This window comes from Melghirimyces algeriensis, assembly GCF_900182565.1.
In the GTDB taxonomy this organism is placed as follows: Bacteria; Bacillota; Bacilli; order Thermoactinomycetales; family DSM-45169; genus Melghirimyces; species Melghirimyces algeriensis.
In genome coordinates, this window is the sequence record NZ_FXTI01000006.1 from 200,041 (window position 1) to 213,960 (window position 13,920).

The following is a 13,920-nucleotide window of genomic DNA, read 5'->3' on the forward strand; positions in this document are numbered from 1 at the left end:
CTCTGGTTCAGTATATATACGCCGAAGCGGGTCAAGATGTTCGTCAATGCTTAAAATGGCGTGTATGTGTAAACACCATCGCGATACCAAAACGATTGGCGGCCTCAATCGACTCTTGGTCACGGATGGAGCCACCTGGTTGTATAATTGCCTTCACACCTGCTTTTGCCGCTGCTTCCACGGTATCTTGTTTGGGAAAGAAGGCATCTGAAGCCAAAACAGAACCCTTCACTTTCTCGCCAGCCTGTTCAATGGCAATCCGAGCTGCACCCACACGATTCATTTGTCCCGCCCCAATTCCAATCGTCTGCAAACCCTTTGCAAGAACAATCGCATTGGATTTTACATGTTTTACCACTTTCCAGGCAAAGAGAAGCTGTTCCCATTCCTCTTCTGTCGGTTGTCGATCCGTGGGAACGGTACACGCTTCCCGCTCAATCGATTTTTGATCTTCTGATTGTACGAGAGCTCCACCCCGTACCGACTGAAGACGCAGCCTGGCTGTTCGTTCTTCTGGAAGTTGTCCCAATTTTAGCAGGCGAAGATTCTTCTTCTCTGTCAAGAGTTGGATCGCTTCCGGTTCAAAGTCTGGAGCCAGAATAATCTCCAAAAAGATTTCTTTCATTTGCTTCGCCGTCTTTACATCAACCGTTCGATTCAAGGCTACAATCCCGCCAAAAATGGAAACCGGATCGGACTCATACGCTTTTTGGAAGGCCTCACTCAACGTATGACCCATGCCAACCCCACAGGGGTTCATATGTTTCACGGCCACAACCGCCGGTTGCTCAAACTCCAGAATCATTCCCAGTGCTGCATCCGCATCATTGATATTATTGTAGGAAAGCTCTTTTCCATGAAGTTGCTCTGCCGCAACCAACGAACCGGGACGGGAAACGGGATCTCTGTAAAAAGCGGCATCCTGGTGCGGATTTTCCCCGTAACGGAGTTCCTGTTGTTTCTCATAAGTGACTGTCCACTTTTCCGGACAGGTGTCACCGGTTTTTTCCGTCAAATATTCAGCAACCACTGCATCATAGGCAGCCGTATGACGAAATGCCTTGGCCGCCAACCGCTCCCGCGTCTCCTGACAGACACCCCCACGAGCTGCCTCATCCAAAACGTGAGCGTAATCATTGGGATCGACCAATACCGTCAAATATTGATGATTTTTGGCTGCCGCCCGTACCATTGATGGCCCCCCAATATCGATATTCTCAATCGCTTCTTGGAAGGAGACATCCGGCTTGGCAATCGTTTGCTGGAACGGGTAAAGGTTGACAACCACCAAATCAAAACAATCGATATTCCGTTCTTTCAGTTGTCGAATATGATCTTCCCGGTCCCGAACGGCCAATAATCCCCCATGAATCCGGGGGTGTAAGGTTTTGACCCGACCATCCAAAATTTCCGGAAACCCTGTCACTTCTGAGACGCCAATCACTGGCAGTCCTTCTTCCAGCAATTTTTTACGGGTTCCCCCGGTAGATACAATCTCTACTCCCAACTGTGACAGTCTTTGTGCGAGGTCCACAACTCCCGTTTTATCGGATACACTGATCAACGCCCGTCGGATCGGCTTCAATTTAACCCCTCCATTTTGTTTTCCCCATGTTGTTCAGCGTCAGGCGGAAGAATCTTTCCAGTAAGCAATTTCCGAACGACAGCAGGATAAAGGTGATGTTCAACAAACTGAATTTTCTTCTGCAACTGTTCCACTGTATCCCCTGGTTCCACTAAAACTGGCTTTTGATCGATGATCGGTCCGGTGTCAATTCCCTCATCCACCCAGTGAACCGTCACTCCGGTCCACCTCACTCCGTAATCCAGAGCCTGCTCCACTGCATTCTTTCCAGGAAAAGCGGGGAGCAGAGACGGATGAATATTTACGATTCGCCAACGGTATGCTTTCAACAGCACCGATCCCACAATACGCATATAACCGGCGAGAAGAATCCATTGAATCCCGCCCTCCTGAAGGAGGGTGAGAAGTTCTTTTTCATATGCTTCTTTACCCCCATAATCCGATGGACGGAAGACTGCGGAAGGAATCCCCAGCCGCTTTGCCCGTTCCAATACCTGGCTTTCCGGTCGATCACAGATTAACAGGGTAATGTCTTCCGGCCAATGCTGCCGTCTGGATTGGTTGACCAACGCTTCAAAATTACTGCCACTCCCCGAAGCGAATACCGCAATACTCAAAATGGCTCCCTCCCGGTCCATGTCACGCCGTTTCCTTCCACCACTTTCCCAATGACCGCTGCTCGCTCTCCTGCTTCCGAGGCAATCTCCATCGCTCGTTCGGCATTCTCTGACGGAAGGAAAAGAACCATCCCAATCCCCATATTGAAGGTTTGCAGCAAATCTTCTTTTCCAAGACGCCCTTCTTTAGCCAATACACCGAACACTTCAGGGATTTGCCAACTCCCCAGGTTGATTCTGGCGCCCAATCCTTCCGGAAGCATACGGGGGACATTTTCCACCAAGCCGCCCCCTGTAATGTGTGCGCCTCCTTTCACCTGACACGATTCCATCAGAGTGAGAAACGGTTGGACATAGATCCGCGTGGGGGTGAGAAGTTCTTCCCCCCAAGTGTGACTGCCCCAGGGAACCCGTTGTTCCAGACGTTGCTTTCCTTCCTTCAGCAAAATCTTTCGGGCCAATGAGTAACCATTGCTGTGCAGTCCGTCTGAGGCAAGCCCCAGAACCACATCACCCGGACGAATCGTTTTTCCATCGAGAAGACGGGTCTTTTCGGCCGCTCCCACCGCAAAACCGGCCACATCGTATTCCCCGTTGCCGTACATTCCGGGCATTTCTGCTGTTTCTCCCCCGATCAAGGCACAGCCGGCCTGCTCACAACCGTCAGCAATCCCCTTTACAATCGCTTCCGCTTGGGAGGGATTCAGTTTGCCTGTGGCGATATAATCCAGGAAAAACAATGGCTCTGCACCCTGTACGACCAGATCATTGACACACATGGCCACACAATCCACCCCGATGCTGTCATGACGATCCAGGATAAAGGCCAGCTTCAGTTTGGTTCCCACTCCATCGGTAGCCGCCACCAATACGGGCTCCTGGTACCCTGACAGTTGAAATAGACCACCAAATCCACCGATTCCTCCTAACACTTCCGGCCGATGGGTTCGATGGACGTGCTCTTTCATTCGTTCCACAGTTTCATTGCCCGCTTGAATGTCAACCCCTGCCTGTCGGTACGCCTCACTCATCGAATGGACCCCTCCGTCATCAACGGCATTTCCTCTTCAATCTCTGTTGGGTAATCCCCATTGAAACAAGCCAGACAATGTCCGCAGGTCCCGGTTTCCTTCGGTCGCCCCACTGCCTGGATCAATCCCTGTTCACTTAAAAAGCTCAGGCTGTCCGCACCGATCAGCTCCCGGATCTCTTCAACCGTATGATCGGATGCAATCAACTGTTTTCGGTTTGATGTGTCAATCCCGTAAAAACAGGAGTATTTTACCGGTGGAGAGCTGATCCGGACATGAACTTCCGTCGCTCCAGCCTCTTTCAACATCTGAACAATTCGACGGCTGGTAGTGCCCCGAACAATGGAATCATCAATCATCACCACGCGTTTCCCTTCCACCACTTTACGAACGGCGGACAACTTCATCTTGACTCCTTGTTCACGGAGATGTTGACTGGGCTGGATAAAGGTTCGCCCCACGTAGCGGTTTTTAATTAACCCCATCTCATAAGGAATCCCCGCTTCTTCAGCAAAACCGATCGCTGCGGATGTACTGGAATCCGGCACCCCTGTCACCAGGTCCGCTTCTACCGGTGCTTCCCGATAAATTTGCTTCCCCATCTGTTTTCGGGACGTATGAACATTGATTCCATCAATGTCACTGTCCGGGCGAGCAAAGTAAATATATTCAAAGGAACATACCGCCCGCGGCGCAGGTTCGGTAAAGCGGATGGACCGGATTCCCTCTTGCCCCTTTAAATCCAGACTTAACAGCTCACCGGGTTCAACGGCGCGAAGATAGTCCGCTCCCACGACATCAAATGCACAGGTTTCGGAAGAAAACACGTAGGATTCTCCCAGCATACCCATAGACAGCGGACGCAATCCATGAGGGTCCTGCGCCACCAACAAGCGGTCATTCGTCAGAATTAACAGGGCATAGGCACCGATCAGTTGACCCAGTGCCTCTTTCACTGCAAGTTCCAGCGTTTTTTCCTGCGACTGAGCAATCAGATGCGCAATCACTTCTGTGTCCGAAGTGGTATGAAAGACGGCCCCCTTTTGCTCCAGTTCCTGTTTCATTCTTGCTGCATTGACCAGATTTCCATTGGTGGCGAGAGCCAGTTGACCCACCACAGCATTGTGGAAAACGAGAGGCTGGGCATTGGTTAGTAAACTTTCCCCGGTAGTGGAATACCGAACATGACCAATCGCCGTTCGGCCAACCAATCCTTTTAGTATCTCATCATTGAAGACTTCATTCACTAATCCCATACTTCGGTGGTAACGAAATCCGGTTCCACCTGTTACAACCATACCGGCACTTTCCTGACCGCGGTGCTGCAAGGCATGCAGTCCATAATAGGTAAGCTGTGCCGCATCTGAATGCCCTACGATGCCAAACACGCCACATTCTTCTTTCAATTCGTCGAAGATGCATTCATCGCGCATGGTATCGCTCCCTCCCAGATGGACTTCAACTCTTTGACCGGTGCATCGATCACCTGCTGTCCATTTACTTCCACCGTTAAACAGCTACCGGAAACTTCTCCAATTTTTGCGCAGGGAACCGCTTCTTCCTCCATGAGACGCTGGAACGCGTCCGCATATTCCTGAGGAATGCTCAATACAGCACGAGACTGGGTTTCGCTAAACAGATACGTTGTGGCATCCAATGCTGTCTCAATTTCTACCCTTGCTCCAAGTTCATGATCAAACGATGATTCTGCCAGCGTAACAGCCAATCCGCCAGAGGAACAGTCATGCGCGGAACGAACCCATCCCTTCTGAATCGCCGTCAGGATTACCTGATGCAACTTCTTCTCTCTTTGCAGATCGATTTTTGGGGGACGTCCCGATACCTTACCATCCAGGATCAGTTGAAGTTCGCTTCCGCCCAGTTCCGCAAACGTTTCTCCAAGAAGATAGATAAGATCCCCTTCCTCTTTAAACGCCTGTGTCGTAATATGTTGGCGACTTTCCACCAAACCGACCATTCCCACAACAGGTGTCGGGTGAATCGTTCCCTTGGATTCGTTATACAGACTGACATTTCCACCCACCACCGGGGTCTCCAATTGACGACAGGCTTCGCTCATCCCATCCACAGCCCCTTCCAATTGCCAAAAAACCTCCGGCTTTTCAGGGCTTCCAAAATTGAGGCAGTCTGTAATCCCTAATGGACGGGCACCGGAGCAAACAACATTTCGTGCAGCTTCCGCTACTGCCGCAGCTCCACCTTCCTGGGGATCAAGATAAACATAGCGACCATTTCCATCTGTACACATCGCCAACGCTTTATCCAGACCATCCAGTACAACGACCGCCGCGTCGGAACCGGGGCGAACAGCCGTACTGGTCCGAACCATGTGATCATACTGTTCATACACCCAACGTTTACTTGCCACATTGGAAGAAGCCAACACCTGATTTAACGCTTCCCCAGGATGAATATCCACCGATGGTTGATCCACCCGTATGCCTGCATTTTGTCGGTAGGCTTCCGGTTCCTTGCCGGTCCGGTATACAACCGGTGCATCATCCACTAGGGTTTGAACGGGGATATCAGCCACCCAACGTCCTTGATGGCGGATTCGATAGCGATTGTCGTTTGTGACGCGACCCACAACAGCGGAAGGAAGTTCCCATTTGTCCAGCACTTCCTGAACTTCTGCTTCCCGTCCATCCTCCACAACCAAAAGCATACGTTCCTGGGATTCGGACAACAGGATTTCATAAGGCGTCATACCCGTTTCCCGTTGGGGAACCTGATCAAGATCCAGCTCCATCCCCGTTTCTCCCTTGGATGCCATCTCTGCACTGGAACAGGTCAGTCCAGCGGCCCCCATATCCTGGATTCCGATAAGAATGCCTTTCTTCACCAATTCAATACATGCTTCCAGCAACAGTTTTTCCATAAATGGATCACCCGCTTGCACGGATGGGCGCTTCTCTTCTGCGTCTTCTCCCAGTTCTTCCGAAGCAAAAGTCGCTCCATGAATTCCATCACGCCCTGTGCTGGCTCCGACATAAATCACCGGATTGCCCACTCCCTTGGCAACCCCTTTTTGAAGTTCGTCATGAGAAAGGACACCCACACACATCGCGTTGACCAGCGGATTTCCTTCATAGCTGTCATCAAAATCCACTTCACCGCCAACCGTCGGAATACCGATGACATTTCCATAGTGGGCAATCCCGGCAACCGCATGTTCAAACAGATATCGAACCCTAGAATTGGACAGCGGACCAAAGCGAAGTGAATTCAGAAGAGCAACAGGTCGTGCTCCCATGGAAAACACATCCCGGATAATTCCACCAACACCGGTAGCGGCACCTTGAAACGGTTCAACCGCCGTCGGGTGGTTGTGGCTTTCAATCTTAAACACCACGGCCTGCCCATCTCCGATATCAATGGCACCCGCTCCTTCACCGGGACCCTGAAGTACTTGAGGACCCTCCACCGGGAAGCGCTTGAGAAGCGGTTTGGAATTTTTATAGCTGCAATGCTCTGACCACATCACACTGTAGATTCCCAACTCTGTCCAGTTGGGAAGACGACCCAGATGCTTTGTGATTTGCTGATACTCTTCGTGGTTGAGTCCCACTTCCTGAAAAAGTTCACCATCACGGATCTGTGTAGGTGTCGGTTCCTGATCGGTTACCCGTTCCACCACATGAACCGCCGTTGTCTGTTGTTCAGGCTGCACCATGCATCCCCTCCCAATATCGAAGCATCGATTGGAACATACGTGCCCCGTCACTGCTCCCCATCCAGTCATAAATCGCCCGTTCCGGATGAGGCATCAATCCAAGCACATTTCCCCGACGATTGACAATCCCTGCGATTCCAGCCACGGAACCATTGGGATTTTGACCGGAATACCGAAAAATGATTTGTCCTTGTACTTCCAGTTTGTCTAAGGTCTCTTGATCACAATAATAATTTCCTTCCCCATGAGCGATGGGAAGTTGAATCTCTTCCCCCGCTTGATATAATCCAGTGAAAGGGGATTGATTATTTTCCACCCGCAATGTCTGAATCGAACAACGAAACTTCAGATGGTCATTTACCCGCATGGCACCGGGCAAAAGACCCGATTCCAGGAGGACCTGAAAGCCATTGCAGATCCCCAAAACCAGTTTCCCCTTGTCTGCTGCCTTTGCCACTGCTTCCATTACAGGGGAAAAGCGGGCCAGAGCCCCAGTTCGAAGATAGTCTCCATAAGAAAAACCACCGGGCAAAATGATTGCATCATAGGCATCCAGGTTTCCATCCTTATGCCAGACCAGATCCACCGGTCGGTCAAGAATCTCCCGAACCGCTTTGGCGCAGTCTTCATCACAGTTGGACCCCGGAAAAACCGGAACAGCAAACCGCATGCTTAAGCCCCCTTCTCCAAGTGGAATTCATAGTCCTCAATCACCGGGTTGGCCAACAGTTTTCTGCACATGGCGTCCACCTGGGCTTCAGCTTCCTGAGAATCTGTAGCCTCCAGCCAAACCTCCATCGTTTTTCCAACGCGGACATCCTGCACAGCACTGTATCCAAGGGAATGAAGCGACCCCTTGACGGCACTGCCCTGAGGGTCCAATACACTTGGCTTGAGACGAACCGTTATGATTGCTTTATACATGCTTTTCTCCTCCCAAACGATTCCATATTTCCTGATATGCATGTTCCACTTCTCCCAAATCGCGACGAAAACGATCCTTATCCAACTTTTGTCCTGTTTGGTGATCCCAGAACCGACAAGTATCCGGGGAGATTTCATCCGCCAGGAGGAGCTTCCCTTCTTGATCCACGCCAAATTCCAGTTTAAAGTCGATCAAATCGACACCTTTTTCGATCATCAAGGCCGTTAACAGCCGGTTGACTTTGAGCGCCATCTGCCGCATCCCACGGATCTGTTCCTGTGATGCCAAATCCAGAAAGGCCACATGATCCTCATTGATCAGCGGGTCCCCCAGGTCATCATTTTTATAGTAAAATTCCACAACCGGTCTGGGAAATGACTGTCCTTCCTGCAAGCCCAACCGCTTCACAATCGACCCAGCCGCCCGGTTTCGAACCACGACCTCCACAGGAAGAATGGTGACATGTTTCACCAACTGTTCTTTCGGCGACAGGAAGCGAACAAAATGATGGGGAATTCCTTGTTTCCCCAGATATTCAAAGATAAATGCGCTAATCCGATTGTTCAGCTCCCCCTTACCCGAAATGGAACCCTTTTTCTCCCCATTAAAGGCAGTGGCATCATCTTTGTATTTCACCCGAACCACTTCCGGGTCGTCGGTGCGGAATATCTTTTTTGCTTTTCCTTCATACAGAAGCTGCTCCCGGTCCATAGTCGTTTCCCCTTCCTTCGGATTAAAGAAGTCCCAGACGCTGAAAGATTTGATCCACTCGGCTCAAATGATAGCGATAGTCAAAGCAATCATCGATTTCTTCCTTGGTTAACGTAGAAGCAATGCGTTCATCATTTTCCACCAACTGACGGAAAGAGCGTGCTTCTTCCCACGCCTGCATGGCCAGCTTTTGCACCCGGTCGTATGCCTCTTCCCGCTTCAAACCTTTATTGATCAGTGTGAGAAGAACGCGTTGCGAATAGATCAGACCATAGGTGCGATCCATATTTCGTTTCATGTTTTCCGGAAATACGGTCAGATTTTCTACAATATTTGCAAACCGATTCAGCATATAGTTGAGCAAAATCGTTGTATCAGGAAGAATGACCCGCTCCGCTGATGAATGGGAGATGTCCCGCTCATGCCACAAAGCGACGTTTTCAAAGGCGGTTACCATATGACCGCGAATGACACGGGATAGTCCAGTAATGTTTTCAGAACCCACAGGATTGCGCTTGTGAGGCATGGCGGAAGAACCTTTTTGACCTTTGCCAAACGCCTCTTCCACTTCCCGTGTCTCACTCTTTTGCAAACCCCGAATTTCCACGGCAAACTTCTCCAGAGACGTTGCAACCATGGAGAGTGTCGCCAAATATTCTGCATGCCGATCCCTTTGCAGGGTCTGTGTGGAAATCGGTGCCGGTTTCAGCCCCAACCGTTTACACACATACTCTTCCACAAAGGGGTCAATGTTGGCATACGTGCCGACAGCACCGGAGATCTTGCCAAAAGCAACGGTTTCCGCTGCCCGAACCAACCGTTCCCGGTTTCGCTTCATCTCGGCATACCAAAGGGCCATCTTTAATCCAAACGTAGTCGGTTCTGCGTGCACTCCATGCGTCCGTCCCATCATCACCGTATATTTGTGTTCCAACGCTTTGTTTTTCAGGACCTCCAGGAACCGATCCACATCTTTCAACAGGATCTCGTTGGCCTGACGCAACAGGTAAGAAAGCGCAGTATCCACCACATCCGTAGAGGTTAAACCATAGTGAACCCATTTGGATTCCGGACCCAGGGTTTCTGCTACCGCCCGCGTAAATGCCACCACATCATGACGGGTTTCCTGTTCAATCTCCAGAATCCGGTCCACATGAATCCGGGCATTCTTTCGAATGGTGTCTACATCTTCCTTGGGAATCACCCCCAGCTCGGCCCAGGCTTCACAGGCGAGAATTTCCACCTCCAGCCATGCACGGTAGCGATTTTCATCGGTCCAGATGGACCCCATCTCCGGTCGTGTGTAACGTTCAATCATCGGTGTATTCAACCCCTTTTTCTACTCATTTCAATTCTGTATTGACACCTTTAAGGAGGTCCATCACTTCTTCCGGGGACGAGCCCAACACAGTCAGATGTCCCATTTTCCTTCCAGGACGGCTTTCACTTTTTCCATACCAATGCACTTTCACTTCAGGCGGATAATGGACCATTTCCTTCATCACCCGTTCCACATCTTCCCCCAGAATGTTCACCATGGCTACCGGTGACAATAACCGCGTCGAACCCAAGGGCAATCCGCACAGGGCACGAATATGCTGTTCAAACTGGGAAGTGAGACAGGCATCATAAGTGTAATGCCCGGAATTGTGAGGACGGGGGGCCAGTTCATTCACCAACAGTGTGCCATCCTTTAACAGAAACATCTCTACGGCAATCAGGCCCGCCACATCCAGCGATTCAGCCACCTTTTCCGCCAATTGTTCCGCTTGTTTCAGAGTGGGATCATCGACTGGAGCCGGTACAATGGATTGATGGAGAATCTGCCGTCGGTGAATATTCCAGGCCGGCGGATACGTCTTCACTTCTCCCAGTGTACTGCGAGCGGCAATAACTGAAATCTCTTTTTCAAACGGAATCCATTGTTCCAACACATACTCCTGATGAGGATGAAACTGATCAAAGGCTGCTGCTTCTTCTTCGGATTGGAATACCCACTGACCCTTTCCATCATAGCCGCCCGTTGCCGTTTTCAACACACATGGATATCCCAAAGACCTTCCCCCGTCGATCAAGTCCGTTCGTTCCTTGACCACTCGGTATGGGGCTACAGGCACACCCGCTTTTTCCAGCGCTTGCTTTTCCCGAATCCGATGGCGGGTGATGCGAAGCAGTTCACCACCCTGCGGGAGAAACGCAGATGACTCCAAAGAACGAACCACTTTATCATCCACATTTTCAAATTCATAAGTGATCAGGTCTGTCTCTTCAGCCAAAATACGAGCGGCCTCCAAGTCATCAAAGCCTGCGACAATGTGCCGATCAGCCGCCTGGCTCCCTGGGCAATCCTTCGCCGGGTCCAGTGTGATAAACCGATAGCCCATTTTTTTGCCTTCAAGAGCGATCATCCGTCCCAACTGGCCACCGCCCAAAATGCCAATGGTGCTGCCAGGAAGCAATCGTTTGGCTTGTTGTTCTCTTGTCATCAGTTTGTTCATTCCTCATTCAACTCCGAATGCTCCATCACACGCTGATGGATTTGTTCCCGTCGTTCATGCAGACGTTTCTGAACTTCCCGATGTTTAATCCCCACCATTTCGGCTGCAAGAAGTCCTGCATTTACAGCCCCTGCATCTCCGATCGAAACAGTTGCCACAGGCACCCCTCCAGGCATTTGCACAATGGAGAGGAGAGAGTCCAATCCGTTCAGCGCCGAGGATTTAATCGGCACACCAATGACCGGCAACACCGTCTTGGCTGCCACCATTCCGGGAAGGTGAGCTGCTCCTCCCGCCCCAGCAATGATGACATGCAAACCTCTTTCTGCGGCTATTTCTGCATATCGAAACATTTCATCCGGTGTGCGATGAGCGGAAACAACCCGTTTTTCATAGGGAATCTCCAGTTCATCCAACACTTCACACGCTTTTTTCATTGTGGGCCAGTCTGACGTACTGCCCATAATCACTCCCACCCAGAGCCGATCCATCGGTTTCCCTCCACTTCTTTATAGATTGCTTTTTTAGACAGAAAGAGAGCCCGAACGGGGTTCACAAAAAGGGAACACCTCCCGTCCGGGCACACACTTCGCCCATAGAAAGGCATTTCCCATAGTCCGGAAATTTACGGTTTCCAGGTAGAAACACTCAGGCCGTATCCCTAAGCATATATGAGAATGCAAATTCATATACGATTGAAATCATCACCTACTTCAGTTTAACAGCAAGAAGAAGTGGAGTCAACAAAACACGAACATTTATAGCTGGAAACAAAATAAGCGTTCGTTTTTTAACCTTTTTTTAATAAAAAGCCAACAAAGGCTTAATGGATATACTGCCACTTGTCCATTTACAATACAAGTGTCTGATCCCATAAAAAAAATGCATCCGAAAACCGGATGCATGAGGCTCAAGAAAAAGTGGTGTAGGGGTCCGCTTCACCCCCTCCGGTCCAAACCAGCGGACAAAATATCCGCTAAACGATTGGAACCTCCAGGGGTTCCGCTGGATCGTCAGAAAAGGATGCTCCACCGGATATCCCCCTCTGATTTTCTTTGTCAGCTATAATCGAATCAAGCCGTTTGTGAAGTCTCTTTCTCAATATGAAGTTCAGCGCCTTCCGACTTCGCAACACAGGTTGCCACCATGGCATCACCCGTAATATTGATCGCTGTACGGCTCATGTCCAGCAAACGGTCTACACCAAAGACGATGGCCAAACCGGTAACGATTTGATCCGAAGGCAGATCAATCGCTCCCAGCACCATAAACAACATGACAATTCCTGCTGATGGTACGGCTGCTGTACCAATCGAAGCCAATGTGGCCGTTAAAATAATGGTTAACTGGGCCGTCAGTCCCAGATCCCATCCATATAACTGAGCGATAAAAAGAGCGGCCACTCCTTGCATAATCGAGGTTCCATCCATATTAATCGTTGCACCGAGCGGTAAGACAAACCGGCTGACACTCTTAGGAACCTTTAATCCATTTTCCACACAATTCATCGTTACCGGCAGGGTGGCGGCACTGCTGCTTGTGGAAAAGGCCACTTCCATGGCCGGTGCCATCTTGCGGAAGAAGTTTAAGGGATTCATCTTGGCAAAGACGGCAATAAATGATCCGTATGTGACGGCTGCATGAACGATCAGCGCTCCCAGCACACAGGCCATATAGATAAACATGGAACCGATCAGATCCACTCCTGCTTTCCCCACGGCAGAAGCAATCAAGGCAAATGCTGCATATGGAACTGTTTTCATAATAATATCCACAAGTTTCATCATCACTTCATTGGCCTGTTCAACAAACTCGCGAACTCGTTGTGCCTTTTCGCCCAAAGCGGAAATCCCCACTCCGAAAAAGAGAGCGAAAATGATGATTTGCAACATGGAACCTTCCGCCATCGCCGCAACAGGGTTTTGCGGAATCATACTGGTAATCATCTCAACAGGACTTTTCTGTTCTTCCGGCTTTTTCTGTTCTGTCTCAGCCTGTTTATCCTTCGTGGCTTCTTCCATTGAGGCTACATCCACACCATCACCCGGCTGCACCACATTGGTAATTCCCAAGGCAATGGTAATGGCAATTGCTGTCGTCAGAAGGTATAGTGCAACCGTTTTCAAGCTAATCCGACCAAGTTTACGCGTTTCACCGATACTGGAGACCCCCGCAACAATGGAGAAAAAGACAAGTGGAACAATAACCATTTTAATTGCATTAATAAACAGGTCACCGACAAAGCTAAAAACATAATTATCCAATATTTCGAAAAGATCAATAAAATATAGGTTGAGTACAACACCTGTCACTAGACCAAGTGTCATTGCGATTAATATCTTGGTAGTAACTCTCATGCAATCGCAGCTGATCCCTGGATTCGGGACGCCACTTCCCTCCTTTTTAAATCGGTCGTTTGCTGCTCAAAACGTTCTTTTCCGAAAGATTCATCCCGGAAAAGAAATAAGAAAAAAGCAGTATGAATATGCACTACAGTATATTAGATCCCTTGTTAATTATACCTAATTTACCGTGATTTGAACACAGGTTATGTACTCTTTACGGGCAAGAAAATTATTCTTTTTATAGATAAACAGTGACCCTTGATCAAGAGCAGTTTTCATAAGTCAACCGTTTGGATATATTCACAAAACCGACTATGAACCGTGCGAAAAATCGAAATTTAGTATAAAGTTAGGCTGTAAGCATGAGTAAAAGGAAACCCAGAGATACAAAACAGCCACCCGGAATGGGTGGCTGTTGAATTGCCTGGCAACGTCCTACTCTCCCAGGGGCCTGCGCCCCAAGTACCATCGGCGCTGGAGGGCTTAACTTCCGTGTTCGGGATGGGAACGGGTG

13 protein-coding genes, 1 rRNA gene and 1 riboswitch are annotated in these 13,920 nt (G+C 49.7%); all 14 genes read right to left on the bottom strand.

The genetic code is table 11. The annotated features are described in order from the left end of the window. Window positions 1–43: 43 nt before the first annotated feature. Window positions 44–1,585 (bottom strand): bifunctional phosphoribosylaminoimidazolecarboxamide formyltransferase/IMP cyclohydrolase, encoded by a 1,542-nt coding sequence (gene purH / locus FN782_RS10705; RefSeq protein WP_142505786.1) that lies wholly within the window; start codon window positions 1,583–1,585, stop codon window positions 44–46. Further along, on the bottom strand, window positions 1,582–2,202 hold the full coding sequence (purN, locus tag FN782_RS10710) for a phosphoribosylglycinamide formyltransferase (protein WP_342778386.1): 621 nt from the start codon (window positions 2,200–2,202) through the stop codon (window positions 1,582–1,584). Before purN ends, purH begins: the two co-directional genes overlap by 4 nt. Next, window positions 2,199–3,233 carry a phosphoribosylformylglycinamidine cyclo-ligase gene (gene purM / locus FN782_RS10715; RefSeq protein WP_142505787.1) on the bottom strand — a complete coding sequence of 345 codons (1,035 nt, stop codon included), beginning with the start codon at window positions 3,231–3,233 and terminating at the stop codon, window positions 2,199–2,201. The genes purN and purM overlap by 4 nt, the downstream gene beginning before the upstream one ends. Beyond that, window positions 3,230–4,666 carry an amidophosphoribosyltransferase gene (gene purF, locus FN782_RS10720; protein ID WP_142505788.1) on the bottom strand — a complete coding sequence of 479 codons (1,437 nt, stop codon included), beginning with the start codon at window positions 4,664–4,666 and terminating at the stop codon, window positions 3,230–3,232. The genes purM and purF overlap by 4 nt, the downstream gene beginning before the upstream one ends. Further along, complete coding sequence (gene purL / locus FN782_RS10725; protein WP_185956225.1) at window positions 4,636–6,927, bottom strand: phosphoribosylformylglycinamidine synthase subunit PurL; 2,292 nt, start codon at window positions 6,925–6,927, stop codon at window positions 4,636–4,638. The genes purF and purL overlap by 31 nt, the downstream gene beginning before the upstream one ends. Next, entirely contained in the window at window positions 6,914–7,597 is a 684-nt protein-coding gene (purQ, locus tag FN782_RS10730) for a phosphoribosylformylglycinamidine synthase subunit PurQ (protein ID WP_142505789.1), read from the bottom strand. The genes purL and purQ overlap by 14 nt, the downstream gene beginning before the upstream one ends. A gap of 2 nt (window positions 7,598–7,599) precedes the next feature. Then, window positions 7,600–7,851 (bottom strand): phosphoribosylformylglycinamidine synthase subunit PurS, encoded by a 252-nt coding sequence (gene purS / locus FN782_RS10735; RefSeq protein ID WP_142505790.1) that lies wholly within the window; start codon window positions 7,849–7,851, stop codon window positions 7,600–7,602. Further along, window positions 7,844–8,563 carry a phosphoribosylaminoimidazolesuccinocarboxamide synthase gene (gene purC / locus FN782_RS10740; RefSeq protein ID WP_142505791.1) on the bottom strand — a complete coding sequence of 240 codons (720 nt, stop codon included), beginning with the start codon at window positions 8,561–8,563 and terminating at the stop codon, window positions 7,844–7,846. Before purC ends, purS begins: the two co-directional genes overlap by 8 nt. A 22-nt stretch (window positions 8,564–8,585) precedes the next feature. Then, window positions 8,586–9,881 (bottom strand): adenylosuccinate lyase, encoded by a 1,296-nt coding sequence (gene purB, locus FN782_RS10745; RefSeq protein WP_142505792.1) that lies wholly within the window; start codon window positions 9,879–9,881, stop codon window positions 8,586–8,588. Window positions 9,882–9,906: 25 nt separating this feature from the next. Next, on the bottom strand, window positions 9,907–11,061 hold the full coding sequence (gene purK, locus FN782_RS10750; RefSeq protein WP_425462704.1) for a 5-(carboxyamino)imidazole ribonucleotide synthase: 1,155 nt from the start codon (window positions 11,059–11,061) through the stop codon (window positions 9,907–9,909). Beyond that, window positions 11,058–11,552 carry a 5-(carboxyamino)imidazole ribonucleotide mutase gene (gene purE / locus FN782_RS10755; RefSeq protein WP_142505794.1) on the bottom strand — a complete coding sequence of 165 codons (495 nt, stop codon included), beginning with the start codon at window positions 11,550–11,552 and terminating at the stop codon, window positions 11,058–11,060. Before purE ends, purK begins: the two co-directional genes overlap by 4 nt. 102 nt (window positions 11,553–11,654) lie before the next feature. Further along, window positions 11,655–11,756: riboswitch (purine riboswitch) on the bottom strand. Window positions 11,757–11,862: 106 nt separating this feature from the next. Then, entirely contained in the window at window positions 11,863–12,093 is a 231-nt protein-coding gene (locus tag FN782_RS10760; RefSeq protein WP_142505795.1) for a hypothetical protein, read from the bottom strand. 41 nt (window positions 12,094–12,134) lie between these two features. Then, window positions 12,135–13,418 (bottom strand): dicarboxylate/amino acid:cation symporter, encoded by a 1,284-nt coding sequence (locus FN782_RS10765; RefSeq protein ID WP_142505796.1) that lies wholly within the window; start codon window positions 13,416–13,418, stop codon window positions 12,135–12,137. A gap of 410 nt (window positions 13,419–13,828) precedes the next feature. Continuing rightward, a 5S ribosomal RNA gene (gene rrf / locus FN782_RS10770) occupies window positions 13,829–13,920 on the bottom strand; the annotation flags it as partial.